Source organism: Sphingomonas sp. Leaf230 (genome assembly GCF_001421745.1).
GTDB lineage: Bacteria > Pseudomonadota > Alphaproteobacteria > Sphingomonadales > Sphingomonadaceae > Sphingomonas.
In genome coordinates this window covers 297,802-322,179 of sequence record NZ_LMKW01000008.1, presented here as the reverse complement: position 1 = coordinate 322,179, position 24,378 = coordinate 297,802, and the positions used below count along the sequence as shown (strand labels likewise).

Sequence of the window (24,378 nt, the reverse complement as noted above, 5' to 3'; positions counted from 1 at the left end):
CGGCGTTCGGTCACCGTCTAGAGCGAGGCTTCTTCCATGACCGATACCGCAACCGCCCCCACCAAGGCGGACTCCAAGCTGCACGAGGACGGCTCCCCCGAGCGTCTGGCGATCGATACCATCCGCACGCTGTCGATGGACGCCGTGCAGAAGGCCAATTCGGGCCATCCCGGCACCCCGATGGCGCTCGCGCCGGTCGGCTACACGCTCTGGTCGAAGTTCCTGCGCTATGATCCCAAGCACGCCGACTGGCCTAACCGCGACCGTTTCGTGCTGTCGGTCGGCCATGCGTCGATGCTGCTCTATTCGCTGATCCACCTCGCCAAGATCGAAGAGATCGACGCCGAGGGTAACAAGACCGGCAAGGAGGCCGTCAGCCTCGCGGATATCGAGCAGTTCCGCCAGCTGTCGTCGAAGACGCCGGGTCACCCGGAATACCGCCACACGACGGGCGTCGAGACCACGACGGGCCCGCTCGGCCAGGGTTGCGGAAATTCGGTCGGCATGGCGATCGCCGAGCGTTGGCTGGCCGCGCGCTACAACAAGGACGGCTTCACGCTGTTCGACCATGACGTCTACACGATCTGTGGCGACGGCGACATGATGGAGGGCGTTTCGGCCGAAGCTGCGAGCCTTGCCGGCCACCTCAAGCTCAGCAATCTGTGCTGGATCTACGACAGCAACCACATCTCGATCGAGGGCGCGACCGATCTCGCGTTCGACGAGGACGTCGGCCTGCGCTTCGACGCCTATGGCTGGAACGTCATCCACATCGACGACGCGAACGACACCGCCGCGCTGAGCCGCGCGATCGAGACGTTCAAGGCGACCAACGACAAGCCGACCTTCATCGTCGTGCATTCGGTGATCGGCTACGGCAGCCCCAAGGCGGGCAGCGAGAAAGCCCACGGCGAGCCGCTCGGCGAAGAGAATATCCGCATCACGAAGAAGGCTTATGGCTGGCCCGAGGACAAGTCGTTCTACGTGCCGGACGGCGTGATCGAGCATTTCAACGGTGCGATCGCCGAGCGTGGCGCCAAGCTGCGTGACGAGTGGGTCGCGCTGACCGACAAGTATCGCGGCGCCTATCCAGAGCTGTCCGCCGAGCTCGACCTGCTGCTCAAGGATGAACTGCCCGAGGGCTGGGATGCCGATATCCCGACCTTCGAGGCGGATGCCAAGGGCGTCGCCAGCCGTGACTCCGGTGGCAAGGTGCTCAACGCGATCGCGGCCAAGGTGCCGTGGCTGATCGGTGGTTCGGCCGATCTCGCGCCGTCGACCAAGACCGACATCAAGGGTCAGCCCTCGTTCGAGGCAGAAAATTACGCCGGCCGGAACTTCCACTTCGGCATCCGCGAACACGGGATGGGCGCGATCGTCAACGGTATGGCGCTGTCGCACCTGCGTTCGTACGGCTCCACCTTCCTGGTGTTCGCGGATTACATGCGAGCGCCAGTCCGCCTGTCCGCGATCATGGAAGTCGGCGCGATCTGGGTGTTCACGCACGACTCGATCGGTGTCGGCGAGGACGGCCCGACGCACCAGCCGATCGAGCATCTCGCCACGTTGCGCGCGATCCCCGGTCTCGACACGATCCGTCCGAGCGACGCGAACGAAGTCGTCGCGGCGTGGAAGGCGGTCCTCAAGGACGCCAGCACGCCAGCGGCGCTGATCATGTCGCGCCAGGCTCTCCCGACTCTCGACCGGACCAAGTATGCGAGCGCAGACGGGCTCGAAAAGGGCGGCTATGTCCTCGCGGATAGCGACGGCACGCCTGACGTGATCCTGATCGCGACCGGCAGCGAAGTGTCGCTGGTCGTCGAGGCGCACGAGAAGCTGACCGCGGACGGCGTGAAGAGCCGGGCCGTGTCGATGCCGAGCTGGTATCGCTACGAACTGCAGGACGCCGCGTACAAGGAAAGCGTGCTGCCGCGCGAAGTGCGGGCGCGCGTTGCGGTCGAGATGGCCGGGTCGATCGGCTGGGACCGCTATGTCGGGCTCGACGGCGCGACCGTGACGATGTCGACCTTCGGGGCTTCGGCACCGCTCGCCAAGCTGCAGGACAAGTTCGGGTTCACCGTCGACAATGTCGTCAAGGTCGCCCGCCAAGTGATGGAGACCAAGTGATGGGTGCGCTCAACGATCTCGAAGGCTTTGGCCAGGCGGTATGGCTCGATTTCGTCGACCGGAAGTTCCTGGAGGCCGGTGGTCTCCAGAAGCTGGTCGACGAGGATGGCCTGACGGGCGTCACGTCGAACCCGTCGATCTTCGAAAAGGCGATGGGGCACGGCGATGCGTACGACTCGACGCTCGCCGAATACGACAAGCAGCATGCCGGCGCGGCGACGATCGACCGCTACGAGCATCTGGCGATCCAGGACATCAAGGCGGCGGCGGATACGCTGAAGCCGGTGTACGACAAGCTCGACGCGAAGGACGGCTATGTCAGCCTGGAAGTGTCGCCGTACATTTCGGACGATACCGATGCGACGATCGCCGAGGCGAAGAAGCTGTGGGGGATGGTCGACCGGCCGAACCTGATGATCAAGATCCCGGGGACGCTCGCGGGCGGGCCGGCGATCTCGTCGACGATCGCGAGCGGGATCAACGTCAACGTTACGCTGCTGTTTGCGCTGGACGCGTACATTCGCGTTGCCGAGGCGTATGCGGCGGGGCTCGAGGAGCGCGTCAAGCAGGGGCAGCCGATCGACAAGATCGCCAGCGTCGCGAGCTTCTTCGTCAGCCGGATCGATTCGTCGATCGACAAGGAGATCGATGCGCGTATCGAGAAGGGCGATGCCGAGGCCGAGGCGCTGAAGGCGGTGCGCGGCAAGGTCGCGATCGCCAACGCGAAGATGGCATATCAATGGTATCTCGACTTCCTGAAGTCGGATCGTTGGCAGGCACTCGCCGCCAAGGGTGCGCAGCCGCAGCGCCTTCTGTGGGCGTCGACCGGCGTGAAGGACCCGAGCTATCCCGACACGCTCTACATCGACACGCTGATCGGCAAGGATACCGTCAACACGATGCCGCCGAAGACGATGGATGCGTTCCGCGACCACGGCACCGCGGCGGAGACGATCACGCAGGACGTCGAGGGCGCCAAGCATACGCTGGCGGAGGCCGAGCGGCTGGGTCTCGACCTGAACGGCGTGACCGGCAAGCTGGTCGAGGAGGGCGTCGCCTCGTTCGTCAAGGCGTTCGACGACCTGCTCGGCTCGATCGCCAAGAAGCAGCCCGCGACGGCGTAAACTTCTGCTCCCTCTCCCCGTTGGGGAGAGGGTCGGGGTGAGGGGCGCCGCGAGCGCTGCCCTCCCCAACTGCCCCTCACCCCAACCCTCTCCCCGGCGGGGAGAGGGGGTAAGCAAGGAATTCCCCATGAAGATCGGACTGATCGGCCTCGGCCGGATGGGCGGCAACATCGCGCGCCGGTTGATGAAGAACGGCCACGAAGTCGTCGCGTTCGACCGCGATGCCGAAGCCGTGAAGAAGCTCGCCGCCGACGGTGCGATCGGCGCGGACTCGCTCGACGACATGCACGCCAAGCTCGACACCCCGGCGATCTGGTGGGTAATGGTCCCGGCCGGCGAGCCGACCGAGAGCACCGTCCAGGCGATCGCCGCGAAGTCGAATTCGGGCGACATCATCATCGACGGCGGCAACAGCTTCTACAAGGACGACGTCCGCCGCGCGAAGGAACTGGCCGAGAAGGGCATCCACTATGTCGACGTCGGCACGTCGGGCGGCGTGTGGGGCCTGGAGCGCGGTTATTGCATGATGATCGGCGGCGACAAGGAAACCGTCGACCTGCTCGATCCGATCTTCGAGACGCTCGCACCTGGCATGGGGACGATCGTCCGCACGCCGGGCCGCGTCGAGGGTCAGGCCGATCCGCGCGCCGAGAAGGGCTATATCCACGCAGGCCCCTCGGGCGCCGGCCACTTCGTCAAGATGGTCCATAACGGCATCGAATACGGCCTGATGCAGGCCTATGCCGAGGGCTTCGACATCCTCAAGGGCAAGTCGGGCGAACATGTCGTCGAGGAGGAGCGCTTCGATATCAACCTGACCGACGTCGCCGAAGTCTGGCGTCGCGGCAGCGTGATCTCGTCGTGGCTGCTCGACCTGTCGGCGATCGCGCTGGCGAAGGACGGCACGCTCGAAGGCTTCAGCGGCAGCGTCGCGGACTCGGGCGAGGGCCAGTGGACGATCGACGCGGCGATGGAGGAGAAGGTGCCCGCCAACGTGCTGAGCGCGGCGCTGTATGCGCGCTATCGCAGCCGCGTGGACCATACGTTCGGCGACAAGCTGTTGTCGGCGATGCGCTATGGCTTTGGCGGGCATGTCGAGATGCCCCAGTGAGCGGTGGCATGAGCGATATCAAGCTGCTGGTCTCCGATGTCGACGGCACGCTCGTCGACAATGAGAAAAAGGTCACGCCCGCGACCGTCGATGCGGTCAAGCGGTTGAAGGCTGCTGGCCTCGGCTTCACGATCATCAGCGCGCGGCCGCGGTCGGGGATGATGCCGATCGCGGAATTGCTCGGCATCGACGAGCCGATGGGCGCGTTCAACGGCGGGATCGTCTTCAAGCGCGACGGCACCGTGATCGAGCACCACATGATCGACGTCGATGTCGTTCGCGGTGCGATGGAGATCATCGGTGACGCGCCGGTCGATACGTGGTTCTTCGCGGACGATGTCTGGTACGCCAGCACCGATCAGGGCGGGCATGTCGGCAGCGAGAAGAAGGCCTCCGCGCAGGACCCGGTGATCGTCTCCGACTTCACCGACCTGCTCGCCAAGGCCGACAAGGTCACGTTCGTCAGCGATGACGAAGACCTGTTGCGCGACCTGCACGCAAAGGTCGCCGCCAAGTTCGATACGCAGGCGACGATCGTCCAGTCTCAGACCTATTATCTCGACATCACGCCCGTCGCCGGCAACAAGGGCAGTGGGATCGAGGAACTGGCGGACGCGTTCGGCATCAGCTTGACGCAGACCGCGGCGATCGGCGATCAGGCCAACGACATCGCGATGCTCAAGCGCGCCAAGCTGGCGATCGCGATGGGCAACGCACCGCAGACTGTCCGCGACGTCGCGCACGAGATTACCAGCGCGAACGATGCCGACGGCGTCGCCCACGCGATCGACACGTTTATCCTTACTGGAGTTTCCGCATGAAAGAGTTGGTTGCCTTCGACCTCGATGGAACGCTGGCCGAGAGCAAGCAGCCCCTGCAGGAGCCGATGGGCGAGGCGTTGGCGAACCTGCTCGACGTCGCGCATGTCGCGGTGATCTCGGGCGGCGACTGGCCGCAGTTCGAAAAGCAGGTCGCCTCGCGCCTGCCCGAGCGGGCCGATCGCACCAAGCTGTGGCTGATGCCGACCACCGGCACCAAGCTGTACCGGTTCGATGGCGAATGGCGCGCGGTATATGCCGAGCTGTTCGAGGACGACGAGAAGCAGAAGATCTTGCAAGCGTTCGACGAGTCGTTGGAAGCTACCGGGTTCGTGCCCGAGAAGACCTGGGGTGAGCGGATCGAGGATCGTGGCAGCCAGATCACGTTCTCGGCACTCGGCCAGGAAGCACCGATCGACGCGAAGCACAGCTGGGATCCGGATTTTGCCAAGCGCAAGGTGATCCAGGCGGATCTGCAGAAGCGCCTGCCGGGACTGTCGATCAACATGGGCGGCGCGACCTCGATCGACATCACGCGTGAGGGTGTCGATAAGGCTTACGGGTTGAAGAAGCTCAACGAGGCGAGCGGCATCGCGCTCGACAAGATGATGTTCATCGGCGACGCGATCTTCCCGGGCGGGAATGATTATCCGGCGGAGCAGCTTGGGCTCGACGTCGTGAAGGTGAAGAACGTCGACGGCACGCTGGCGGCGATCGCCGGGATCGTCGCGTGCCTGAAGTAAGGGCATGAGCGTCGCCTTCCGTCGCGAGAGTGACGAGGAACATCTCGAACCCAAGTTCGAACAGCCGATCGCGCCGGGGCCCAATCTGGTCACGGCGCGAGGGCTGCGGTTGCTCGGCGAGCGGGTAACCGAGATCGAGGCGGCGGTTGCGGCGGAGACGGACGAGGAGGCGCGCAAGCTGCTGCTGCGCGACCTGCGCTATTGGCACACGCGCCAGACGACCGCCGAACTCGCGCCTTTGCCGGAAGAGGACGAGGTCGGGATCGGCTCGCGGGTTCGTGTTCGGATGAACGGGGGCGAGCGGGTTATTGCGATCGTCGGTGGCGACGAGGCTGAGCCTAGCGAGGACCGGCTGGCGTTCTCGGCACCACTGGCGCGTGCGCTGATGGGGGCTGCGGTTGGCGAGACGGTCGCGTTTGCGGACAAGGCGGACGCTATCGAGGTTCTGGCGATCGACAAGGATGACGGCTGATGGCTGAAGCGAAATTCGAACGGCACCGTCAGGCGTGGACGCAGGACGAGATCCAGAAGCTGCATACGCTCGCGAAGAAGGGGATGGCGCTGAAGGCGATCGCCAAGGCGCTGACTCGGAGCGAGGAGTCGGTGAAGGTTCGGGCGAAGGAGGACTCGCTGAATATCGCCAAGCTGCGGTAGTCACGGCGCGTCAAACCGTCGTCATCCTGGACTTGATCCAGGATCCAGAGCCACGGACGGCATGGTATCTGGCTCTGGATCCTGACTTTCGTCAGGATGACGGAGTGCGGCTCAGGCGTGGCAGAGCCCTCTCCCCCGGGGAGAGGGTTGGGTGAGGGGCTGCAGCAATCCTCGCCATGCTCTCGGAGAGTCCTGCCGCCCATATGGCACCACCCCGGCGAAGGCCGGGGCCCAATTGGGGGACAATAGTTACGCAGGTTGCGCACCGTTACCCCAACCTTTCCAATTGGGCCCCGGCCTTCGCCGGGGTGGTATTGGTGTGCTGGGGTGGCCCACAGTTATGCGGGGCACCACCTATGTGGCCCCGCCCGAACACGCTACAGCGGCCACCCCTTGTTCTCCCGCGAAGGCGGGAGCCCAGTCTGGGTCCCCGCCTTCGCGGGGAAACACTCTCAATTGGCGGCTGCTGACCGAAGCCGTACGGAGCTATACTTGGCTGACTACGACGCGATAATCCTCGGCGCAGGCGCAGCCGGCCTCATGTGCGCCGCGGTCGCCGGCCAGCGCGGGCGGAAGATCCTCCTAGTCGATCACGCCGACCAGGCCGGCAAGAAGATCCTGATCTCCGGCGGCGGGCGGTGCAATTTCACCAACGTCCACACCGCCGCCGACCGCTACATCTCCGCCAACCCGCATTTCGCCAAGTCCGCGCTCGGCCGCTACACCGCACAGGACTTCCTCGCGCTCGTCGAATCCTACGGCATCGCCTGGCACGAGAAGACGCTCGGCCAGCTGTTCTGCGACGGCTCCGCGCGCCAGATCGTCGAGATGCTGCTCGACGAATGCGACAAGGGCCGCGTCGACCTGTCGCTCGGCCGCGCGGTCACCGGAGTCGACCACGCCGACGGCCGCTATCGCGTATCGCTCGACGGCCGCACCGTCACCGCCCCCGCGCTGGTGATCGCAACCGGTGGCCCGTCGATCCCCAAGATGGGCGCGACCGGGTTCGCCTATGATCTCGCGCGCCAGTTCGGGTTGAAGGTCGTCGAGCCCCGCCCCGCGCTCGTCCCATTGACGCTCGGCGGCGACGAGACGCTGTTCCGCGAACTCTCCGGCGTCGCTGCCGAAGTCGTTGCCACCGCCGGCAAGACCGCGTTTCGCGAAGCTGCGCTGTTCACGCACCGCGGCCTGTCCGGCCCGGCGATCCTGCAAGTGTCGTCCTATTGGCGCAACGGCCAGCCCGTCGGCATCGATTTCCTCCCCGATCGCGAGTCCGGCTGGCTCCCCGCCGCCAAGCGTACCACGCCGCGCGCGACTCTGCGGAAACTGCTCGGCAGCACGCTCCCGGACCGACTCGCGGAGACTTTGAGCGAGCGATTGGGCATGACGAGCGAGATTTCCACGCTCACCGACCGCAAGCTGCAGGACGCCGAACGCGCGCTAAGCCATTGGCAATTCACGCCAAACGGGTCCGAAGGCTATGCCAAGGCCGAGGTCACCGCGGGCGGAATCAGCACCGCGGAACTGTCATCGCAAACAATGCAAGCCAAACGCGTACCAATGCTGTATGCAGTCGGCGAAGCGGTCGATGTCACAGGGTGGCTCGGCGGCTACAACTTCCAATGGGCATGGGCGAGCGGGTGGGCCGCGGGTCAAGTCCTGTAGGGACCACCACGCCAGTGCCTTGCCGTTGCGTAAGCCGGCCACCAATTAGGACGTACATGCCTTTTACAAATATTCCGTCGCTTCTCTCCGAGGCGCTCGAAGCGCGCGGCTATACCGCGCTCACCCCCGTCCAGGCTCATGTGATCGAGGACAATGCGATCGGTCGCGATCTCGTCGTGTCGGCGCAGACCGGCTCGGGCAAGACCGTCGCGTTCGGCCTGGCGATGGCCGGCGAATTGCTCGGTGAAGCCGGCGAGGACGGCGTTCAGCGCCTTCCCGCGCCGCACAAGCCGCTCGTGCTCTGCATCGCGCCGACTCGCGAGTTGGCGCTCCAGGTCAGCCGCGAGCTGATGTGGCTCTATGCCAAGGCCGGTGCGCGCATCTCGACCTGCGTCGGCGGCATGGACGCCTCGAAGGAGCGTCGTTCGCTCGCCCACGGCGCGCACATCGTCGTCGGTACGCCGGGTCGTCTGCGCGATCACCTCGAGCGTGGCGCGCTCGACCTGTCGGCCCTCAAGGTCGCCGTGCTCGACGAAGCCGACGAGATGCTCGACATGGGTTTCCGCGAGGACCTCGAGCAGATCCTCGACGCGTCGCCTGAAGCACGTCGCACGTTGCTGTTCTCGGCGACGATGCCGCGGCCGATCGTCGCGCTCGCCAAGCGCTACCAGAAGGATGCGCTGCGGATTTCGACCGTCGGCGAGGATCGCGGTCATGGCGATATCTCGTACCAGGCCGTCACGGTCTCGCCGTCCGAGATCGAGCATGCGGTGATCAACCTGCTGCGCTTCCACGAGGCGGAGACGGCGATGCTGTTCTGCGCGACTCGCGATAACGTGCGTCATCTGCACGCGAGCCTGGTCGAGCGTGGCTTTGCCGCCGTGGCGCTGTCGGGCGAGCATTCGCAGAACGAGCGTAACGCCGCGCTTCAGGCTCTGCGTGACCGTCGTGCGCGTGTCTGCGTCGCGACCGACGTCGCGGCTCGCGGTATCGATCTGCCAACACTGTCGCTGGTCGTGCACGTCGAACTGCCGCGCGATGCCGAGACGCTCCAGCATCGCTCGGGTCGTACCGGTCGTGCGGGCAAGAAGGGCACCGCCGTCCTGATCGTGCCGTTCCCGCGTCGCCGTCGCGTCGAGATGATGCTCCGTGGCGCGAAGATCAACGCGGAGTGGGTCAACGCCCCGACCGCGGAGGACATCCGCAAGAACGATCACGAGCGCCTGATCGGTATGCTGTTGCAGCCGGTCGAGGTCGAGGAGGAGGATCGCGCGCTCGCCGTCCGCCTGATGGCCGAGAAGACGCCGGAGGATATCGCCGCGGCGCTGGTGCACATGCACCGCGCCACGATGCCGCAGGCCGAGGATCTGATCGACCAGAGCAAGCAGCCGACGCAGGACGAGCGTTCGCAGGGCCCACGCGCCGGCTTCGAGGATACCGTCTGGTTCCGGATGGACATCGGTCGTCGCCAGAACGCCGATCCGCGTTGGATCCTGCCGTTGATCTGCCGTCGCGGGCACATCACCAAGTCGGAGATCGGCGCGATCCGCATCGGGCCGAACGAGACCGCGTTCGAGATCCCACGCGCCGTAGCGTCGCGGTTCTCGGCGGCGATCCAGCGTACGGCGCAGGCTGGTGAAGAAGAGAGCGGCGTCGCGATCGAGGCGATGCAGGGTGCGCCCGAGAGCGGTGCGCGGCATGATGGCGGTGGTGGTCGCAGCAATGCGAGCGGTCCCCGCTCGACGCTGCACCGTGCGGCCCCCCGTGGCGGTCCGGCTCCTGCGCGGAAGCCCCCGTACCGCGGCAACCGCGAGCGGAGCTGAGGGCTTCGGCGCGTCCTCCCCAATAGGGGAGGGCGCGTGGCCGCAAGAACTCCGTCATCCTGACGAAAGTCAGGACCCAGAGTAACGAACGCCGCCCTGCTTGATCCTGGATCCTGACTTTCGTCAGGATGACGGAGCGGGTGGGGCGGTTTGGGATGTGTACGATGACGAACGTATCTTCCAGCACGATCCGAATTCTCGTTGACGCCGATGCGTGTCCGGTAAAGGACGAGATCTACAAGGTAGCATGGCGCCACGAAGTCCCCGTGACGATCGTCGCCAACAGCCATTTCCGCATCCCCGTCCACCCGCTGATCTCGCGCGTCGTGGTCAGCGACGGGTTCGACGCCGCCGACGACTGGATCGCCGAACAGGCCGATGCGAAGTCGGTGGTGATCACCGCAGACATCCTGCTCGCCGATCGCTGCGTGAAGGCGGGCGCGACCGTGCTCGCCAATACCGGCAAGCCCTTCACCACCAGTTCGATCGGTGGCGCCATCGCGACGCGGGCGATCATGGCCGACCTGCGTGCGGGCGGCGACATCATCGGCGGCCCAGCCCCCTTCTCTAAGACCGACCGCTCGAGCTTCCTCTCCGCGCTAGATGCAGCGCTGGTCCGGCTGAAGCGCAACTAACCAAGGCGCCGCAAAGGCATCGCAGGGCGGCAGGCCCGTCGCTGCGCTCCCAGCGCGAGGCCAGCGACTTCGTTGTGCAACTCGCCAACGTTGCAGCGATCGACCAAGTCTTCCCAAAATATGACGATATCGACGCGGCACGTAAGTCGGTTCAGGCGAACTACGCGAGCGGCGATGGCTTGTAAGTACGTAAAGACCCCCAAATGAAACAGATGGTAGCGCAATCTTAACTAATTAATCCGTTGCGTGGACATTGTAAAATATCAGGTTCGCAACAATAGCTTTGTCGCGTACAAGTGTCTCGGAGGCGGGGGTCAATGACAGTATTTGCCATGGGGCAAATCCCCGTCGACGGCTTGCGTCTTCCCCGATCAGGTCGGATCGAAACGCTTGATATGCTGCGCGGGTTCGCCGCGCTGCTCGTTCTGTTTCAGCACCTCGCCGAGACCATCATCGCGACGCACGCGCTTCCCCTTCCGATCGAACAGGCCGGCGTGCTGCTGTTCGACGGCATCTTCCACTTCGGGCGGTTCGGCGTTGCGCTGTTCTTTCTGATCAGCGGGTTCGTCATCCCGTTCAGTTTTCGCACCGATCGTCCGGTCCGCGGATTCGCGATCAGCCGCGCATTCCGCCTGTATCCCGCCTATTGGCTGTCGCTGGGCGTCGCGCTGCTGGTCCTGCATATGACAGGCGCGCGCGCTCCCGCTGCGGTGACGATCGTGGCCAATGTGGCCATGATCCAGCATTATGTTGGCCAGCCCGATATCGTCGTCGCCTATTGGACGCTGGCAACGGAGCTGGCGTTCTACGTGCTGGCCGCCTGCCTCGTTGCCTGGGGGGTGCTGCGTGCGCCGTTCGTCTTGGCCGGAGGAATCGTTGCGCTGTTCGGTGCAGCGCTGTTGCTCGCACTGGCGTCTCATCTGGTCGACAAGCGGCTGCCCGCCGACCTGCCGCTGAACTTGGGACTGATGTTGCTGGGAACGATGCTGCGACTGGCGATGCTCGAGCGCAATGCGATCGCGGTGCGTCTGGCGGGGATTCTCTGCGGGCTTTTCCTGGCGATCGTGCCGGTCGTCCAGTTCATGACGGTCCCGCCGGTCGGCGCCCCAGGTTTCAACCTCGCGCCGACTTTAGGATATATTGGCGCGCTGCTGCTGTTCGTGGGAGTCGTCGGCGCTGGCTCGGAGGGCACCCGCGCGGTTGGCCGCCATTCGGTATATCGGCGTGTAACAAAGTGGTTCGGGACCATCTCGTATTCCGTCTACCTGTTCCACGGACCGGTGATCCTGGCGTGCGGGACGATCCTGATCGCGGGCGATCCGGGTTCGGCATTACGCTACGTCGCGGTAGTGCTGAGCGCGACGATACTCATTGCGGCAGTCGTCTATCATGCCGTCGAAGAGCCGATGGCGCGCCTAGGCCACCGCATGATCCGGCGACCTGTGCCAGCGCAAGCGCCGGGTCTGGCAGAGCCGATCCTCGCGACCCCCACGGTCGGTCCGATCTTCGTCGAGACGGAGTTCCGCTAGCAGGTCTCGAAAAGCCGCTCCACGACGTTCCATAGAAGCCAGTTGTTTGAACCGAGAGATCAACGCGTGGACAGCGCATACGACCTAAGGCGAGGTTGCGCTGTACAGCGCGCGGCAGTCGACCAGCGCACGCTCGCCGACATCGCAGCAACCAGGCTTTTAGCTAACCTCGAATTGAATTTTGGTGCACCCGACTGGATTCGAACCAGTGGCCTCTGCCTTCGGAGGGCAGCGCTCTATCCAGCTGAGCTACGGGTGCCGGACGGTCCGCCTAGCAAAGCAAACCGGGGTGCGCCAGACGTTTTCGCGATCAGGCCTCGCCGGTTGCCGGATCGGGGGCCGCCTGGGGAGCCGAGCCTGCAAGCGCTCGGCTCTTAGGCGGCGGGGTCTTGGGTTTGTACGCGCACAGATCGCTGACGATGCAGCGCCAGCATTCGGGCGTCCGCGCCTTGCAGACGTAGCGGCCGTGCAGGATCAGCCAGTGATGCGCGTGGAGGCGAAACGGTTGCGGGGTCGCCTTGTCGAGCTTCAGTTCGACCGCGAGCGGGGTCTTGCCGCGCGCCAGACCGGTGCGGTTGCCGACGCGGAAGATATGCGTGTCGACCGCGAACGTCTCCGCACCGAACGCGACGTTGAGGACCACATTGGCGGTCTTGCGACCGACGCCGGGGAGGCGTTCGAGTGCGGCGCGGTCGTTGGGGACTTCGCCGCCGTAATCGTCGATCAGCATCTGCGAGAGCGCGATGACGTTCTTCGCCTTGGTGTTGTAGAGCCCGATCGTCTTGATGTGGCGCTTCAGGTCGTCGAGCCCAAGCGCGACCATCTTCTCGGGCGTGTCGACCTCGCGGAACAGCGCGCGCGTCGCCTTGTTTACGCCGACGTCGGTCGCCTGCGCCGACAACGCGACCGCGACGACCAGCGTGTACGGATTGACGAATTCCAGCTCGGTCTCGGGGTGCGGATCGGCTTCCGCCAGACGCGCGTAGAACTCGATGACGTCAGCCTTCTTCACGCCCTTACAGTCCGAGCACGTCGCCCATCCGGTAGCGTCCGGCGGGCTGTCCCGCGAGCCAGATCGCCGCACGCACCGCACCGCGCGCGAAGATCGAGCGATCGTCGCCGCGGTGGTTGAGTTCGATCCGCTCGCCTTCGCCGGCGAAGATCACGCTGTGGTCGCCGATCACCGATCCGCCGCGCAGTGACGCAAAGCCGATCGTGCCCTCGGTGCGCGCGCCGACGAGCCCCGCGCGGCTGTCGACGCGGAGTTCGGCGAGTGTCGTGCCGCGGCCCTTGGCGGCGGCGTCGCCGAGCAGCAGCGCGGTCCCCGACGGCGCGTCGACCTTGTGCTTGTGGTGCATCTCGACGATCTCGACGTCCCAGTCGGACCCGAGCCGCGCGGCAGCCTCGCGGACGAGAATGCCGAGCAGCGTGACGCCGAGCGAGGTGTTGCCGGTCTGGAGGATCGCGATGTCCTTGGCCGCGTCGTCGATCATCGACTGGTGCTGCGGCGACAGGCCGGTCGTACCGATCACGATAGCGGTACCAGCAGCACGCGCGGCGGCGAGGTGCGCCTCGACCGCGGAGGGCGTCGAGAAATCGACCAGCACGTCGGCGTTCCGGGCGAGCGGGTTCGGGTCCTCGCGCGCGTCGACGCCGCCGGCGAGCGATGCGCCCGCCGCCTCGATCGCTTCGACGATCGCGCGGCCCATGCGTCCTGCGCTACCATAGATGCCGATCGAGGTCGTCGTGATGGCGGATGAGGCGGGTTGGGGCGCGAGCGTTTGCATGCGCGGCGCTTTGCACCAACCCGGCCTTCGGAAACAGGGGCGAACGGCAGGCCGAGTTATTTCTTCGCGGAATTGGCGCAGGCGGTCGGCGGCTCAAGCCTTTTCGACGAGCGTCCGGACCAGGTCAAGATCGGCGGGCTTGTCGACGTCGACCGCGGCCAGGCCGAACGGGCTGGCGATAGCGGCTGCGTCGAGGCCAGCGAGGCGACCGAGATGCGCGATCGCCGCGACCAGCGTCAGGCGACCCGACAGATACCGGAGCAGCGTGCCGATCCCGAGCCGGCGAACGATCCGCCATGGTCGCTTGCGGTCCGCCTCGACCTGCGCCCAGAGATCGAGTGCGGCGACCGAGCGCGGCGTTGCGAAGTAGAACAGGTTGCACCCCGACCACGCCCCGTCGGCAAAGCGAAGATAGGTGCGCCGCGTGCCCGGTGCGGCGGCCTCAATGACGTCCTGGCGTGCCAGGAGCGCGCCGACATCGGCCTGTAGAGGGACGTCGGCGAGGAAACGCGTGACCCATTCGGGCTGCAACAGCGCGTGATCGGCGGTCGTGACCAGCAGGGGGGCGCCGAGCGCTTCGACTCCGTCGCGGACGCTGCGGCTGGGACCGGATGCCGCGTCGAGCACGATGAGGCCGAGCGCATTTGCCGCGGCACGGACCGAATCGTCCGACACCGATACGGCGATCGTGCGCGCGCCCGCCTCCTGCAACGCCTGCGCGACGCGGGCCAGCAACGTCTCGCCGTCGAGCACGATCAGAGCCTTGTGCGAGACACCCGCATAGGTCGCGACCGGATCGACGCCGCCGCGCGAGCCGGCGAGGATCAGCGCGTTGAAGCGTCTAACATCCGCGCTCATACCGTTTTCGGCCCGGTTTGCGCCCGCGCCCGCCAGACTCGCCAGAACACGCCCGGCGCGGCGAGGATCGGATGCTTTTCGCGCCACGGCGTCAGCGGCACCGCGACGCCGGTATGCCGCTCGACCTTCCACACGCCGTAGCGCGCGGCACCTTCGAAGGTGAACGCCGCCCGCACCAATCGCGCGACGTTGAGCGGCTTGCCCGCACGACGACGACGGCCCCACGCACGCAGCAACGCGTTTCGTCGCGCTGGCGACAGGTCGGGCTTCAACATGCCAGCTTCGTCGCGATAGGCGATCCCGTCGGCGGTCCAGGCGAGCGGCAGGAGTTCGGCATAGCGACCCGGATCGAAGCCGAGGATCTGGCCCTCGCGACCCTTGCGCTCGACACGGAGTTCGGCGGCATAGGTCTGGCGGAACAGCGCCCGCCAATAATCGTCGGCGGTACCGGTCTGGGGGCCGAGCGCCGCGGCAAAGCGCGCGGCGGACTTCGCCGCATCGCCGATCGCCGCAGCCACTTGGTTCGCGGTTGCCGGATCGCGGACCCAGACAAGCGCCGAGGGTTGCACGAAACGCGTCCAGATCGTCGTGTCGAGCGTCTGCGCAGCGGCGGCCTTCGCGAACGTCGTCAGTCGCATCGTCGCGATTTTGGCGCGCAACGTCTCGCCGTGCAGGTCGAACTCGCGGTAGCTGACGGTCGGCCACAGGCCGCGCTCGGGCGGACCGGCGGTCAGCACGTAAAAGTCGAGCACGCCTTCGGTCTCGCCGGTGCGCAGGTTGGAACCGTAGAACAGTACCGCCGCGGTCTCGGGCATATCCCCTGCGAGTATCGCCGCAACGTCGCGGACGGCGGCGATGGTCGGGACGTGCAACTGGCGGCGGACGACGTCGCCGAGCGTGATCACGGAACGACGAAACGCAGCGCGCGTGCCTCGCGGATGGTCAGGTCGCCACCCGGATAGACTTCGCCGTCGAGGATGAAGCCCGAGTCCATCGACAGGTCGAAGCTTGGCGAATCGATTCGGTGATACCCCGCGCGATCGAGCCACGCGGCGGGCGATCCGGCGACGATCAACGGCGTCGCGGCGGCGAGCCAGCGCGGCGGCGCGTCGACCAGCAAGGTCTTCAGTCCGCCGCGGGGCACGCCGAACGGTCGTATCCCGATCGGCATCCGCTTCAGCGTCGAGGCGAGAAGGATGTAGCGGGCGCGATCGCTGTCCGTGTTCCGACCCGCGGCATGAACGCCTTCGTCGCCGCGCGATTCGAATCGGATCCGCATCCGGTTGCCCGCGCGCCACGAACTGTTCGCGCCCCCGAACAGCGTCTGGAGGATCGCCCAGCACAGCGCGAGACCGACCGCGACGCCGTTGAAGGCGCCGGCGCGGTGGGTGCGCTGCGCCAGCGCGGTCGCGTCGACGAACGCGCCTGCGCCCAGCAGGAAGCCGTGCAGCCGCGTACCGGTATCCTTGCGGACGACCTCGATCGGGCTGCGGATCTTGACGTTGCCGGCGCGTGCCGCGGTCAGCGCCTGGTCGAGCGTCCAGTCGTCGGGGATCCCGAGATCCAGTGCGAGCGCGTTGGTCTTGCCCGACGGCACGATCGCGACGCGGGGGGCTGCACCGGTCCAGACTCGCGCGGCAGCGGTCATCACGTCGCGGATCGTGCCGTCGCCGCCGTCGATCACCAGCAACTCGATGCCGTGGCGCGCGAAATCGGTCAGCACTTCGGCGAGTTCGGCCTGGGTGCGCGGGGTCACGGCCAGCACGGTGCCCGACAGGAACGGCTTGGTCGCCTCGACGCTGCTGCGGTTGCGGTGGCTTTTCGGGTTGCAGATGATGCCGGTACGGATCTTCGCCGCCGCGTCGCGCGGGCTCACGCCGTACCGCTCGGATGCCGACGGATCGAACATGCCTTCGGGCAGCCACGCCGGCGGCGCCGGTGGCGAAAGAGGGTGCCCGCCAAAGGCATGGAAGTTCGAAACAGCATCGGCCACGATATAAGATACCCGTCGCGGTACATAACCGCTACAAATTTGTGTCAGGAAGATTTCCGTTCCGCTGCAACCAGTGGATTTCGGATCACCGGCGATACCGCATTTTCATACGCACGACGGTCCCGGATGGGGCCAAGGCCGTGCGTGCCGCTTCGAAAGACGGCAGCCCGATCGAGGTCGGCGCATCGTTGGAAAAGCCGAATCCCTCTTTCGGCGCAAACAGCGTCCGATTGAAATCATGGTCGCTGTTCTCGTCGTGATATTGCGCGACCGCATAATGGCCGGGCTTCAGCCAGAAGCACGCGCGCGGGCTGCTTGCCGCCACACGCGCCCGCACCAGCTTGCCGCCCTTCGCCAAAAACCGTTTCTTATCATCGGGATAGACGGTGAACGCAACCTCGCCGACGGCGTTGTGCATCGCCGTGGCCTCGACGATCAGCTTGGCGTTGCCGCCGCCGGGCGCGCCTTCGCACGCCTCGGCTGCCTGCGCCGAGACGGGCATCAGCAGCGCCGCCGCGCCCAGGCCCAAGGAAACCACAGTCTTCATACTGAGGCTTAAGCGCGGAAAAGATGGCCGCAGCGCGGCGCACAGATGACATTTGCGACGCGAACGGGGCGTTCGTCGTTCGCGCGCTACGCTCCGTCGATCGCCTGCGGCCCGGAGGGCGTGCGCGTCATCCGCGCGGCGGCGAACCCGAGCAGGATCGCCACCGCGACCGAACCGACCGCGACCGCGGCTGCGACTCCGGTCGAATCATAGGTCGGCATCAGCGCGAACGCGGTGACGAACAGCAACAGCACCCCGACCGCGCGAATCGCGAACACCGTGCCTGCGCGGTGCAGCGCGGTCATCACCGTGTCGAGGCTGACGGTGGCGAGGTCGAAGCACCCGGCGGCGGCGAGCCACAACAGCACCGGGTACGCGCCGACGAACGACTTGCCGCCGACGACCTTCAGGATCGGTTCGCCGACCAGCGCGACGATGGCGAGGATGACGAGTGCAGCCGCCGTGCTGGCGAGCATCGTCCGGATCAGGATGCGGCGCAGGCGCGACGGTTCGGCAGTGCGCACCGCGCGGACGATCTCGGGGAAGGCGGCGCGCGACAGCATCTGCGACAGTTTCGCCAGCGCCTGCGCCAACTGCGTCGCCAGCCGGAACGCACCCGCCGCCGCCGGGCCGATCGACGCACCGACCAGCAGCAGCGGGATCTGCTTGCTCGACAGGCCCAGGGTCGCGCTGGCGTTGGTGCTGAGCGAGAAGCGGACGATGCCCGGATTTTCATCGCGCACCTGCTGCCAGTTGCCCCGGCCGCTCGCGAGCAGGCGCAGGTCGCCGCTTTTCGCGACCATGATCCAATAGGTCGCGGCGGTGACGATCTCGGCGACCGCCCAGGCGAGCATGAAGCCACGGATCGTCGGTTCGAAGATCATCGCCGCGCCCGCGCCGACGAAGCGCATGATCGGCGTCATGCTGTCCGCCACCGCCGACAACGAGAATTTGTCGCGCAGCCGCAGGATGCCGAGCGGGGTCGAGCGGATCGTGACCAGCTGCACCACCGCGAACATCAGCGTGTCGCGCATCAGGTCGGGCGGAATGCCGAATCCGTCGCTCCACGCGAACAGGATCGCCACAGTCAGCGCGGCACCGACCAGCGCGCTGCACATGTCGAGGATCGCCGACAACCGGAGCAGCCGCGCGAGCCTGGGCGTGTCGCCGTGCTGGATCGGCTCGACGCCGTATTGGACGATGATCTGCCACGTCTGGAAGCCGACGAAGGTCGCCAGCGCCTGCGCGGCTCCCGAGATCAGCGCGAACCGGCCGAAATCGACCACGCCCAGCGTGCGCGTCGCAAAGCCGAGATAGAACAGCGACAGGATCGCCAGCACGCTGCGACTGGCGAGCAGCCAGCCGAGGTTGCGCGCCGCCGCCCGGAAAATCCCGGTCGAGCCGGTGGTAACCGGAATGGGCGCGGGGTCCTGAACCATCTGCGACCGGCCCCTAGAGCGCGATGGCGAGGGCGGCAAGATGCCCGGCGGTACTAGGGTGGCCCGGAGGTGACAAAGCGGCGGTCGGCTCCTAGACCGCGCGATCGGGCGGCGGTGCTGCCGTCATGCGAGGGATCGTTCGTCATCTGCGGAATTGCCGGCCTTTACGCACGAGGTGGCGGTGTCGTCTCGCCCCGCCTCATTACCGCGCAGTGCGACACGATCCTGCACCGCGGACCCGACGACCAGGGCGTCATGACCGATGGCGATTTCGGCTTCGGGATGCGCCGGCTGAGCATCATCGACATCGAGGGCGGGCACCAGCCGTTCCATTCGCCCGACCACCGCTATGCGCTCGTCTTCAACGGCGAGATCTACAATTTCCGCGAACTACGCCGCGAGTTGCAGGCGCTCGGCCGCGTGTTCGAGAGCGCGGGCGATACCGAGGTGATCCTCGCCGGCTACGAACGCTGGGGCGACGACGTCTGGGCAAGGCTCGACGGCATGTTCGCGGTCGCGGTGTGGGATACGCACGCCCGCCGCCTGACGCTCGCGCGCGACCCGATCGGGATCAAGCCGCTCTACTATACCGACCAGGCCGCAGGGTTCGCGTTCGGTTCCGAACTGAAGACGCTGACGTTGCTGCCCGGCATGGCGTTCGACGTCGATCGCCGCGCGCTCCACGATTATTTCAGCTTCGGCCACGTCCGCACCCCGCGCTCGATCTACACGCAGGTCCGGACCCTGCCGCCGGGCCATGTGATGACCGTCGACGCGAGCGGCACGCCGACGATCCGCGCCTATTGGACGCCGGCCTATCATCCCTCTGAACCCCGGTCCGAGGCGGAGTGGATCCTACGTTTCCGCGACGAATGGCTCGACACGATCGGCAAGCAGATGGTCGCGGACGTCGATGTCGGCGCGTTCCTGTCGGGCGGCGTAGACTCGTCGGCGGTGGTCGCGGCGATGGCGCAGGTCTCGGATCGGCCCGTGCGCACCTTCACGATCGGCTTCCCCGACCCGCGCTTCGACGAATCGCCACATGCCGAGGCGATCGCGCGGCATCTCGGCTGCCACCACGTCACGCGCACGCTGGAACTGGCGGATGCGCAGGCGATGCTGCCCGAGGTTCAGCATTGCTATGACGAGCCGTTCGCCGATCCCTCCGCGGTGCCGACCTGGTACGTCAGTCAGATCGCCGCGCAGGAGGTGAAGGTCGCGCTGTCGGGCGATGGCGGCGACGAGCTGTTCTTCGGGTATAAGCGTCACGCGACCGAACGCCGGATCGGTGCACTACCCGCGCCTCTGCGCAGGCTCGCGCGTGCACTGGATGCAGTGCCGACCTTGCCCTCGAGGCATGCGAACGCCGTGTTGCAACGCTGGCGGAAAACCACCGGCAGCGCCGCACTCCCGAACGGCATCGCACGGTTCTTCGCCAAGACGCAGATCACGAACGAAGCCTTCCGCCGCGAGATATTCTCCGCCGAGTTCATCGCCGAGGAAGATGGTGGGATCGCCGCTTTGGTCGCGGAGTATTTCCCCGATCCCGACGCGATCTCGACCGACACACTCGAACAGTTCGGGTTGGCGGACCTCGCGCTCAACCTCCCCGGCGCGATGCTCACCAAGGTCGACCGCGCGAGCATGGCGCATTCCTTGGAGGTCCGCGTACCGATGCTGGGGCAGGGCATGGTCGACCTCGCGCTGTCGATGCCCGCGGACATGAAGCTGCACGGCAAGGTCGGCAAATACGTCATCCGCCAGGCGATCGCGCCGTGGTTGCCGGAAGGAATCCTCGACCGACGGAAACAAGGCTTCCAGATGCCGCTGGCCGCATGGTTCGCCGGCGATTTCGGCGCATATGCCGAGCAACTCTGGCGCGACAGCGGCGTCCGCGAGCAAGGCATCTGGCGCGCCGGCGCGGTCGACAAGGTGTTCGCCGATCACCGTGCTGGGAAGCGGGATTACAGCCGCTTCCTGTACGCGCTCGCGATCTACTGCCTGTGGTGGATCGGCCGGCCCAAGCCTTTGCGCGCAGAATAACTTGATTCTCGCGCTGCCAAGCTGCCGTCCCCCCCCTTTTTCCGTTCGTGCTGAGTAGAGACCGAGTAGCTTCGCAGAAGCGTATCGAGGGCGCGTATCGAAGCATGTGTTCCGCGCGCCAACCTGTCCTTCGATACGCCGTCTCGATACGCTGCAAGAGCAGCTACTCGATGGCTACTCAGGACGAACGGAAGAGGAGTGTAAGAACGGCCCTCAAGCCAGCCAGCTCACCAGCACCTCACCCCTGGCCTTGCGCACCATAGCCTGCACCAGCCGCACCAGATGCACCACCAACGAGATCGCAGTCCACGCCGCCACTCCGACGATCCCCCAATCCGGCCGCGTCACCAGCAACCCCGCAAACAAGATCACCATGTTCGGATTGCGTCGCGCGGTAATCAGACGGAACCAGCTGTCGAACCGCTCCCACACATGGATATGCATCCCGAACCGGACGATGAACGCCCCCTCGATCAGCCGCTGCGCGACATAGCCGAACAGCATCGTCCCGATCACCGCCCAGAACACGCCGTCCTCGAGCGGCCGCCCATATGGCGCACACCCCGCCGCCCAGGCCCACCACCAGAACGGCGGATGGACCAGGTCGACCCCGTGGTCCCACGCATTGCCGAGCTTCGACGAGGTGATCGTGCACCGCGCCAGCTTCCCGTCGACGGTGTCGAGCACCATGAAGAACAGACCCGTAGCCAGCCCGGTCCAGAACCAGCCATACCAGAACGCCACGGTCGCGACGATGCACAGCACCGATCCGAGCGCGGTCACCTGGTTCGGCGTGATCCCGGCGCGCGCGCAGACCCGCGTGATCGCCAGCGCCCACTCCGGCCAGAGATACTTGGTCAGCAGGTCCGTGACGCCCTTGTACGCGCCGACATAGCTCGCCCGCTCGATCGCCGGCACCGCGGCGGGGGTCAGCAGTTCGGCGAACGGACGCTCCCGCTTGCGCAACGCCTCGTTGAGGATACCCTCCTCGGCCTCGGCGGCGATCACCGTCAGCCCGGTCACCAGCGGCGCCTCGCCAAGCATCGCCGCGGTCATCCGCGCGCGCTCGTCGGCACCCCGGACATGCGCGAGCACGGGCACGCCGGTGCGAGTCACGACGGTGCCGGGCCGCGTCTTCAGATACGCGATCCACATCGGGTCGAACGCATAGGCGAGGTTGGCGAGGATTACCGGACCGGTGTCGCCGTCGCCATCGGGCAGCAATCCCTGCGCGACGCCAATCCGCCGGATCCGCTCGGCATTGGTCATGCCCCAGAGCAGCGTGTCGTTCGCCCGGACGGTCCGGAGCGCTGGCGTAGGGGCTGTCGAATCTACCATGCCGCACCCGTTACCCGATCTGGTCGTGAAAGCGAGAGGGGGTGGGGTAAGTGAAGGACACTCCCCCAGAGCCACCACCCCGGCGAAGGCCGGGGCCCAATTGGAATGACCGGCGTAACCTCGCGCAGTCCTTCGTTGGCAACGTCCCCCAATTGGGCCCCGGCCTTCGCCGGGGTGGTGGAGGTTTAGCGGGCGGGCGGGGCTTCCAGTAGCCGAAGGACTTCCTCCGCAGCACGCGCCGCGCCACCTTCAACCGCCCCAAGCGACCGCCCGGCAAACTCAGCCTGAACCGCCACAAACCCTGCATGCTTCAACGCCGACCGATCCACCGCCGCGACAACATCCGCAACGTCGCCAACAACCTCCCCACAAGCCCACATCGCGTAATTCGGATCGCCCGCCCAAGCAGCCCCCCCCGCATTCAGAAACACGCAAGGCCGCGGCCGCATGAGAAACTCGATCACCTGGCTCGACGTATCGCCCAGATACACGTCCGCCACGCCGGTATAGCTCCCATCGACCATCGCGAACCCATCGATGTCGCAATGCACATGCGGCAAGTCCCCGATCTCGCGCATCAAATCCGCCACCTCGGGCGCGCGCTCGACCAGTCGCTGATGCGGCGCGAAGATCAGATTGTAGCGCCCGTCCGCGACCAGCCGCCGCACCACCTCCGCCCCCCAGCGCCACCATGACGAGCGATGCTGCTGCCAATGCGGCGTATACAGGACGACCGGCCGCGTATCCGCGAACGGCGGCGCGGCATGCGTCCGGTGCGTGAAGTCGGCCTTCACATAGCCCGTCGCGACGAACCGCTCGGCCGCGAACCCGCGGTCGAGATAGGTCCGCCGCTCCAACTCGCTCGGCACCAGAGTCAACGCCGCCGCCCGCCGCCGCGGATCGTCACGCGCGCTCATCGAACCGACGCCGTGCGAGGTCTTCACGAACTTCGCGCGCATCGGAAACAGCCGCGGCAGCCACAGGCTCGTCTGCTCGGCACACACGACGACCGCCGCGCTGCGCAGATACGGCAGCAGCCGCAGCAGCATCGGTATCTTCGCCGGCAGCACCGGATTGCGCCCGGTCCCGTCGTCGGCAACCGCGCGAAACCCCGGTGCTCGCCGGACCCGCACGTTAGGGAAGGGCGCCGCCCACCGCGCCAGCAACGTCTCGTGCACCGACGTACTCACCCAAAGCTCGATCGGCACGTCCGACTTCGCAGCGAGCGCCTCGACGATCGGATACAGATGCGGAATAAGCAGCGTCTCGCCGAGAAACAGGAACGCGACCTTCCGCGTCATGACCCCGAAGCGCCGCCCACATGCGCGACATGGTCGTGCTGCCACAGCGCGATGTCCTCCGGGCGGTCGATCTCCTGCCAGCGGACATTCCCTGCGATCCGCACCGCGCGGACGCCGACGGTTTCCGCGACGCGCCGGACGACCGCGTGATGATAGGCATGAATGCCGTCGTTCTCGCCGATCACCGCGCGCAACGCCTCGGCATAGGCGCCGCCGCCGGTCGACACGATCAGCCCGAGCGATCGATCGGTCGCCTGGTGCCCGACCAGATGCTTGCCGACCGCGACGACAGCGTCGCCGTCCGCCTCGACCAGCATGTCGTCGAGCCCCGGCGTCGCCAGTCGCTCGATGACCAGCTTCACGCCGGATTCTTCATCGGCAAGCGCCGCGCGCAAAATAGCCGCATCGAACAGCGTGTCGCCGTTCATCAATGCGAACGGCTCTTCGAGAAATCCGTGCGATGCCCACACGCTACCGATGCTGTTGGCGATCGCCCAGAACGGGTTGAACACGAGTTCGGTGGGTACGCCGCCTTCGCGCGCCGCCAGATGCGCCGCGACTTGGTCGATCCGGTAGCCGCCGACGATCACCGCGCCTTCGAACCCGGCCTCCGCCACCGCGTCGAGCTGATGATCGAGTATCGCGCGGCCACCGACCTGCACGAGGCATTTCGGCGTCGTCAGCGTCAACGGCAGCAGCCGCGATCCGTGACCGGCAGCAAGGATGATGGCCTTCATGGGCGCGGACTTACGCACGAAGTGTGGCAGGAAAAAAGCTGCTACGTATCCCGCGGTCATGCTGCACTGCAGCGGAACATCCGGCGGCGTTTACCGTTGCGCTTAG

The 24,378-nt window shown here is 66.3% G+C and carries 22 protein-coding genes and 1 tRNA gene; 12 read left to right on the top strand and 11 right to left on the bottom strand.

Features of this window, described 5'->3' with window-relative positions; all coding sequences use genetic code 11:
- Window positions 1-36 precede the first annotated feature (36 nt).
- From tkt to ASE82_RS07160, 11 genes are all read left to right on the top strand, one after another.
- Complete coding sequence (gene tkt, locus ASE82_RS07210) at window positions 37-2,127, top strand: transketolase (protein WP_056060808.1); 2,091 nt, start codon at window positions 37-39, stop codon at window positions 2,125-2,127.
- Window positions 2,127-3,251, top strand: coding sequence for a transaldolase (tal, locus tag ASE82_RS07205; RefSeq protein ID WP_056060805.1), 1,125 nt, complete (start codon window positions 2,127-2,129; stop codon window positions 3,249-3,251). Before tkt ends, tal begins: the two co-directional genes overlap by 1 nt.
- A 127-nt stretch (window positions 3,252-3,378) precedes the next feature.
- Window positions 3,379-4,362, top strand: coding sequence for a phosphogluconate dehydrogenase (NAD(+)-dependent, decarboxylating) (gene gnd / locus ASE82_RS07200; protein ID WP_056060803.1), 984 nt, complete (start codon window positions 3,379-3,381; stop codon window positions 4,360-4,362).
- An 8-nt stretch (window positions 4,363-4,370) separates the two neighbouring features.
- Window positions 4,371-5,183, top strand: a complete 813-nt coding sequence (locus tag ASE82_RS07195) for a Cof-type HAD-IIB family hydrolase (protein ID WP_200910683.1) — start codon at window positions 4,371-4,373, stop codon at window positions 5,181-5,183.
- Entirely contained in the window at window positions 5,180-5,923 is a 744-nt protein-coding gene (locus ASE82_RS07190; protein ID WP_056060796.1) for an HAD-IIB family hydrolase, read from the top strand. Before ASE82_RS07195 ends, ASE82_RS07190 begins: the two co-directional genes overlap by 4 nt.
- Before the next feature lie 4 nt (window positions 5,924-5,927).
- The gene (locus ASE82_RS07185) at window positions 5,928-6,395 is read left to right on the top strand and encodes a GreA/GreB family elongation factor (protein WP_056060793.1); all 468 of its coding nucleotides are present in this window, start codon (window positions 5,928-5,930) and stop codon (window positions 6,393-6,395) included.
- Window positions 6,395-6,577: a hypothetical protein gene (locus ASE82_RS07180; RefSeq protein ID WP_055881387.1), complete on the top strand. Its 183-nt coding sequence runs from the start codon at window positions 6,395-6,397 to the stop codon at window positions 6,575-6,577. Before ASE82_RS07185 ends, ASE82_RS07180 begins: the two co-directional genes overlap by 1 nt.
- 492 nt (window positions 6,578-7,069) lie before the next feature.
- Complete coding sequence (locus ASE82_RS07175; RefSeq protein ID WP_268795408.1) at window positions 7,070-8,242, top strand: NAD(P)/FAD-dependent oxidoreductase; 1,173 nt, start codon at window positions 7,070-7,072, stop codon at window positions 8,240-8,242.
- Window positions 8,243-8,298: 56 nt separating this feature from the next.
- Window positions 8,299-10,065: a DEAD/DEAH box helicase gene (locus ASE82_RS07170; protein WP_056060790.1), complete on the top strand. Its 1,767-nt coding sequence runs from the start codon at window positions 8,299-8,301 to the stop codon at window positions 10,063-10,065.
- A 164-nt stretch (window positions 10,066-10,229) separates the two neighbouring features.
- Entirely contained in the window at window positions 10,230-10,700 is a 471-nt protein-coding gene (locus tag ASE82_RS07165) for a YaiI/YqxD family protein (protein ID WP_056060785.1), read from the top strand.
- A gap of 317 nt (window positions 10,701-11,017) precedes the next feature.
- Window positions 11,018-12,229 (top strand): acyltransferase family protein, encoded by a 1,212-nt coding sequence (locus ASE82_RS07160; RefSeq protein WP_082441361.1) that lies wholly within the window; start codon window positions 11,018-11,020, stop codon window positions 12,227-12,229.
- A 182-nt stretch (window positions 12,230-12,411) separates the two neighbouring features.
- Here ASE82_RS07160 and ASE82_RS07155 read toward each other — a convergent pair.
- The 8 genes from ASE82_RS07155 to ASE82_RS07120 all read right to left on the bottom strand — a co-directional run bounded on the left by ASE82_RS07155 (window position 12,412) and on the right by ASE82_RS07120 (window position 18,853).
- A tRNA-Arg gene (locus tag ASE82_RS07155) sits at window positions 12,412-12,488 on the bottom strand.
- A gap of 51 nt (window positions 12,489-12,539) precedes the next feature.
- Window positions 12,540-13,241: an endonuclease III gene (nth, locus tag ASE82_RS07150; protein WP_056060780.1), complete on the bottom strand. Its 702-nt coding sequence runs from the start codon at window positions 13,239-13,241 to the stop codon at window positions 12,540-12,542.
- A 4-nt stretch (window positions 13,242-13,245) separates the two neighbouring features.
- Window positions 13,246-14,016 carry a 4-hydroxy-tetrahydrodipicolinate reductase gene (dapB, locus tag ASE82_RS07145; RefSeq protein ID WP_056060777.1) on the bottom strand — a complete coding sequence of 257 codons (771 nt, stop codon included), beginning with the start codon at window positions 14,014-14,016 and terminating at the stop codon, window positions 13,246-13,248.
- Window positions 14,017-14,109: 93 nt separating this feature from the next.
- Window positions 14,110-14,874: a nucleotidyltransferase family protein gene (locus ASE82_RS07140; RefSeq protein WP_056060774.1), complete on the bottom strand. Its 765-nt coding sequence runs from the start codon at window positions 14,872-14,874 to the stop codon at window positions 14,110-14,112.
- Window positions 14,871-15,779 (bottom strand): hypothetical protein, encoded by a 909-nt coding sequence (locus ASE82_RS07135; RefSeq protein ID WP_056060771.1) that lies wholly within the window; start codon window positions 15,777-15,779, stop codon window positions 14,871-14,873. Before ASE82_RS07135 ends, ASE82_RS07140 begins: the two co-directional genes overlap by 4 nt.
- Window positions 15,776-16,867: a diacylglycerol/lipid kinase family protein gene (locus ASE82_RS07130; protein WP_156348805.1), complete on the bottom strand. Its 1,092-nt coding sequence runs from the start codon at window positions 16,865-16,867 to the stop codon at window positions 15,776-15,778. The genes ASE82_RS07135 and ASE82_RS07130 overlap by 4 nt, the downstream gene beginning before the upstream one ends.
- 85 nt (window positions 16,868-16,952) lie before the next feature.
- Window positions 16,953-17,414, bottom strand: a complete 462-nt coding sequence (locus ASE82_RS07125) for a DUF2141 domain-containing protein (protein WP_056060764.1) — start codon at window positions 17,412-17,414, stop codon at window positions 16,953-16,955.
- An 86-nt stretch (window positions 17,415-17,500) separates the two neighbouring features.
- The gene (locus tag ASE82_RS07120) at window positions 17,501-18,853 is read right to left on the bottom strand and encodes a lipopolysaccharide biosynthesis protein (protein WP_056060760.1); all 1,353 of its coding nucleotides are present in this window, start codon (window positions 18,851-18,853) and stop codon (window positions 17,501-17,503) included.
- Window positions 18,854-18,922: 69 nt separating this feature from the next.
- On the opposite strand from ASE82_RS07120, the gene asnB reads away from it, so the two are divergent.
- Window positions 18,923-20,896: an asparagine synthase (glutamine-hydrolyzing) gene (gene asnB, locus ASE82_RS07115; protein ID WP_235524610.1), complete on the top strand. Its 1,974-nt coding sequence runs from the start codon at window positions 18,923-18,925 to the stop codon at window positions 20,894-20,896.
- Between the two features lie 213 nt (window positions 20,897-21,109).
- On the opposite strand, the gene ASE82_RS07110 is transcribed toward asnB, so the two are convergent.
- From ASE82_RS07110 to ASE82_RS07100, 3 genes are all read right to left on the bottom strand, one after another.
- A complete protein-coding gene (locus tag ASE82_RS07110; RefSeq protein ID WP_056060757.1) occupies window positions 21,110-22,234 on the bottom strand; it encodes a CDP-alcohol phosphatidyltransferase family protein in 1,125 nt (374 codons plus the stop codon).
- A 185-nt stretch (window positions 22,235-22,419) separates the two neighbouring features.
- Complete coding sequence (locus tag ASE82_RS07105; protein WP_056060754.1) at window positions 22,420-23,535, bottom strand: hypothetical protein; 1,116 nt, start codon at window positions 23,533-23,535, stop codon at window positions 22,420-22,422.
- On the bottom strand, window positions 23,532-24,272 hold the full coding sequence (locus ASE82_RS07100) for a phosphocholine cytidylyltransferase family protein (protein WP_056060750.1): 741 nt from the start codon (window positions 24,270-24,272) through the stop codon (window positions 23,532-23,534). The genes ASE82_RS07105 and ASE82_RS07100 overlap by 4 nt, the downstream gene beginning before the upstream one ends.
- Window positions 24,273-24,378: the final 106 nt, after the last annotated feature.

Bases quoted from the DNA above. Each gene is read 5' to 3' on its own strand.
- gnd (WP_056060803.1), top strand. From the start codon at position 3,379: ATGAAGATCGGACTGATCGGCCTCGGCCGGATGGGCGGCAACATCGCG.
- ASE82_RS07110 (WP_056060757.1), bottom strand. From the start codon at position 22,234: ATGGTAGATTCGACAGCCCCTACGCCAGCGCTCCGGACCGTCCGGGCG.
- tal (WP_056060805.1), top strand. From the start codon at position 2,127: ATGGGTGCGCTCAACGATCTCGAAGGCTTTGGCCAGGCGGTATGGCTC.
- ASE82_RS07190 (WP_056060796.1), top strand. From the start codon at position 5,180: ATGAAAGAGTTGGTTGCCTTCGACCTCGATGGAACGCTGGCCGAGAGC.
- ASE82_RS07140 (WP_056060774.1), bottom strand. From the start codon at position 14,874: ATGAGCGCGGATGTTAGACGCTTCAACGCGCTGATCCTCGCCGGCTCG.
- ASE82_RS07180 (WP_055881387.1), top strand. From the start codon at position 6,395: ATGGCTGAAGCGAAATTCGAACGGCACCGTCAGGCGTGGACGCAGGAC.
- ASE82_RS07195 (WP_200910683.1), top strand. From the start codon at position 4,371: ATGAGCGATATCAAGCTGCTGGTCTCCGATGTCGACGGCACGCTCGTC.
- ASE82_RS07125 (WP_056060764.1), bottom strand. From the start codon at position 17,414: ATGAAGACTGTGGTTTCCTTGGGCCTGGGCGCGGCGGCGCTGCTGATG.
- ASE82_RS07185 (WP_056060793.1), top strand. From the start codon at position 5,928: ATGAGCGTCGCCTTCCGTCGCGAGAGTGACGAGGAACATCTCGAACCC.
- ASE82_RS07170 (WP_056060790.1), top strand. From the start codon at position 8,299: ATGCCTTTTACAAATATTCCGTCGCTTCTCTCCGAGGCGCTCGAAGCG.
- ASE82_RS07165 (WP_056060785.1), top strand. From the start codon at position 10,230: ATGACGAACGTATCTTCCAGCACGATCCGAATTCTCGTTGACGCCGAT.
- ASE82_RS07120 (WP_056060760.1), bottom strand. From the start codon at position 18,853: ATGGTTCAGGACCCCGCGCCCATTCCGGTTACCACCGGCTCGACCGGG.
- ASE82_RS07160 (WP_082441361.1), top strand. From the start codon at position 11,018: ATGACAGTATTTGCCATGGGGCAAATCCCCGTCGACGGCTTGCGTCTT.
- tkt (WP_056060808.1), top strand. From the start codon at position 37: ATGACCGATACCGCAACCGCCCCCACCAAGGCGGACTCCAAGCTGCAC.
- ASE82_RS07100 (WP_056060750.1), bottom strand. From the start codon at position 24,272: ATGAAGGCCATCATCCTTGCTGCCGGTCACGGATCGCGGCTGCTGCCG.
- dapB (WP_056060777.1), bottom strand. From the start codon at position 14,016: ATGCAAACGCTCGCGCCCCAACCCGCCTCATCCGCCATCACGACGACC.
- ASE82_RS07105 (WP_056060754.1), bottom strand. From the start codon at position 23,535: ATGACGCGGAAGGTCGCGTTCCTGTTTCTCGGCGAGACGCTGCTTATT.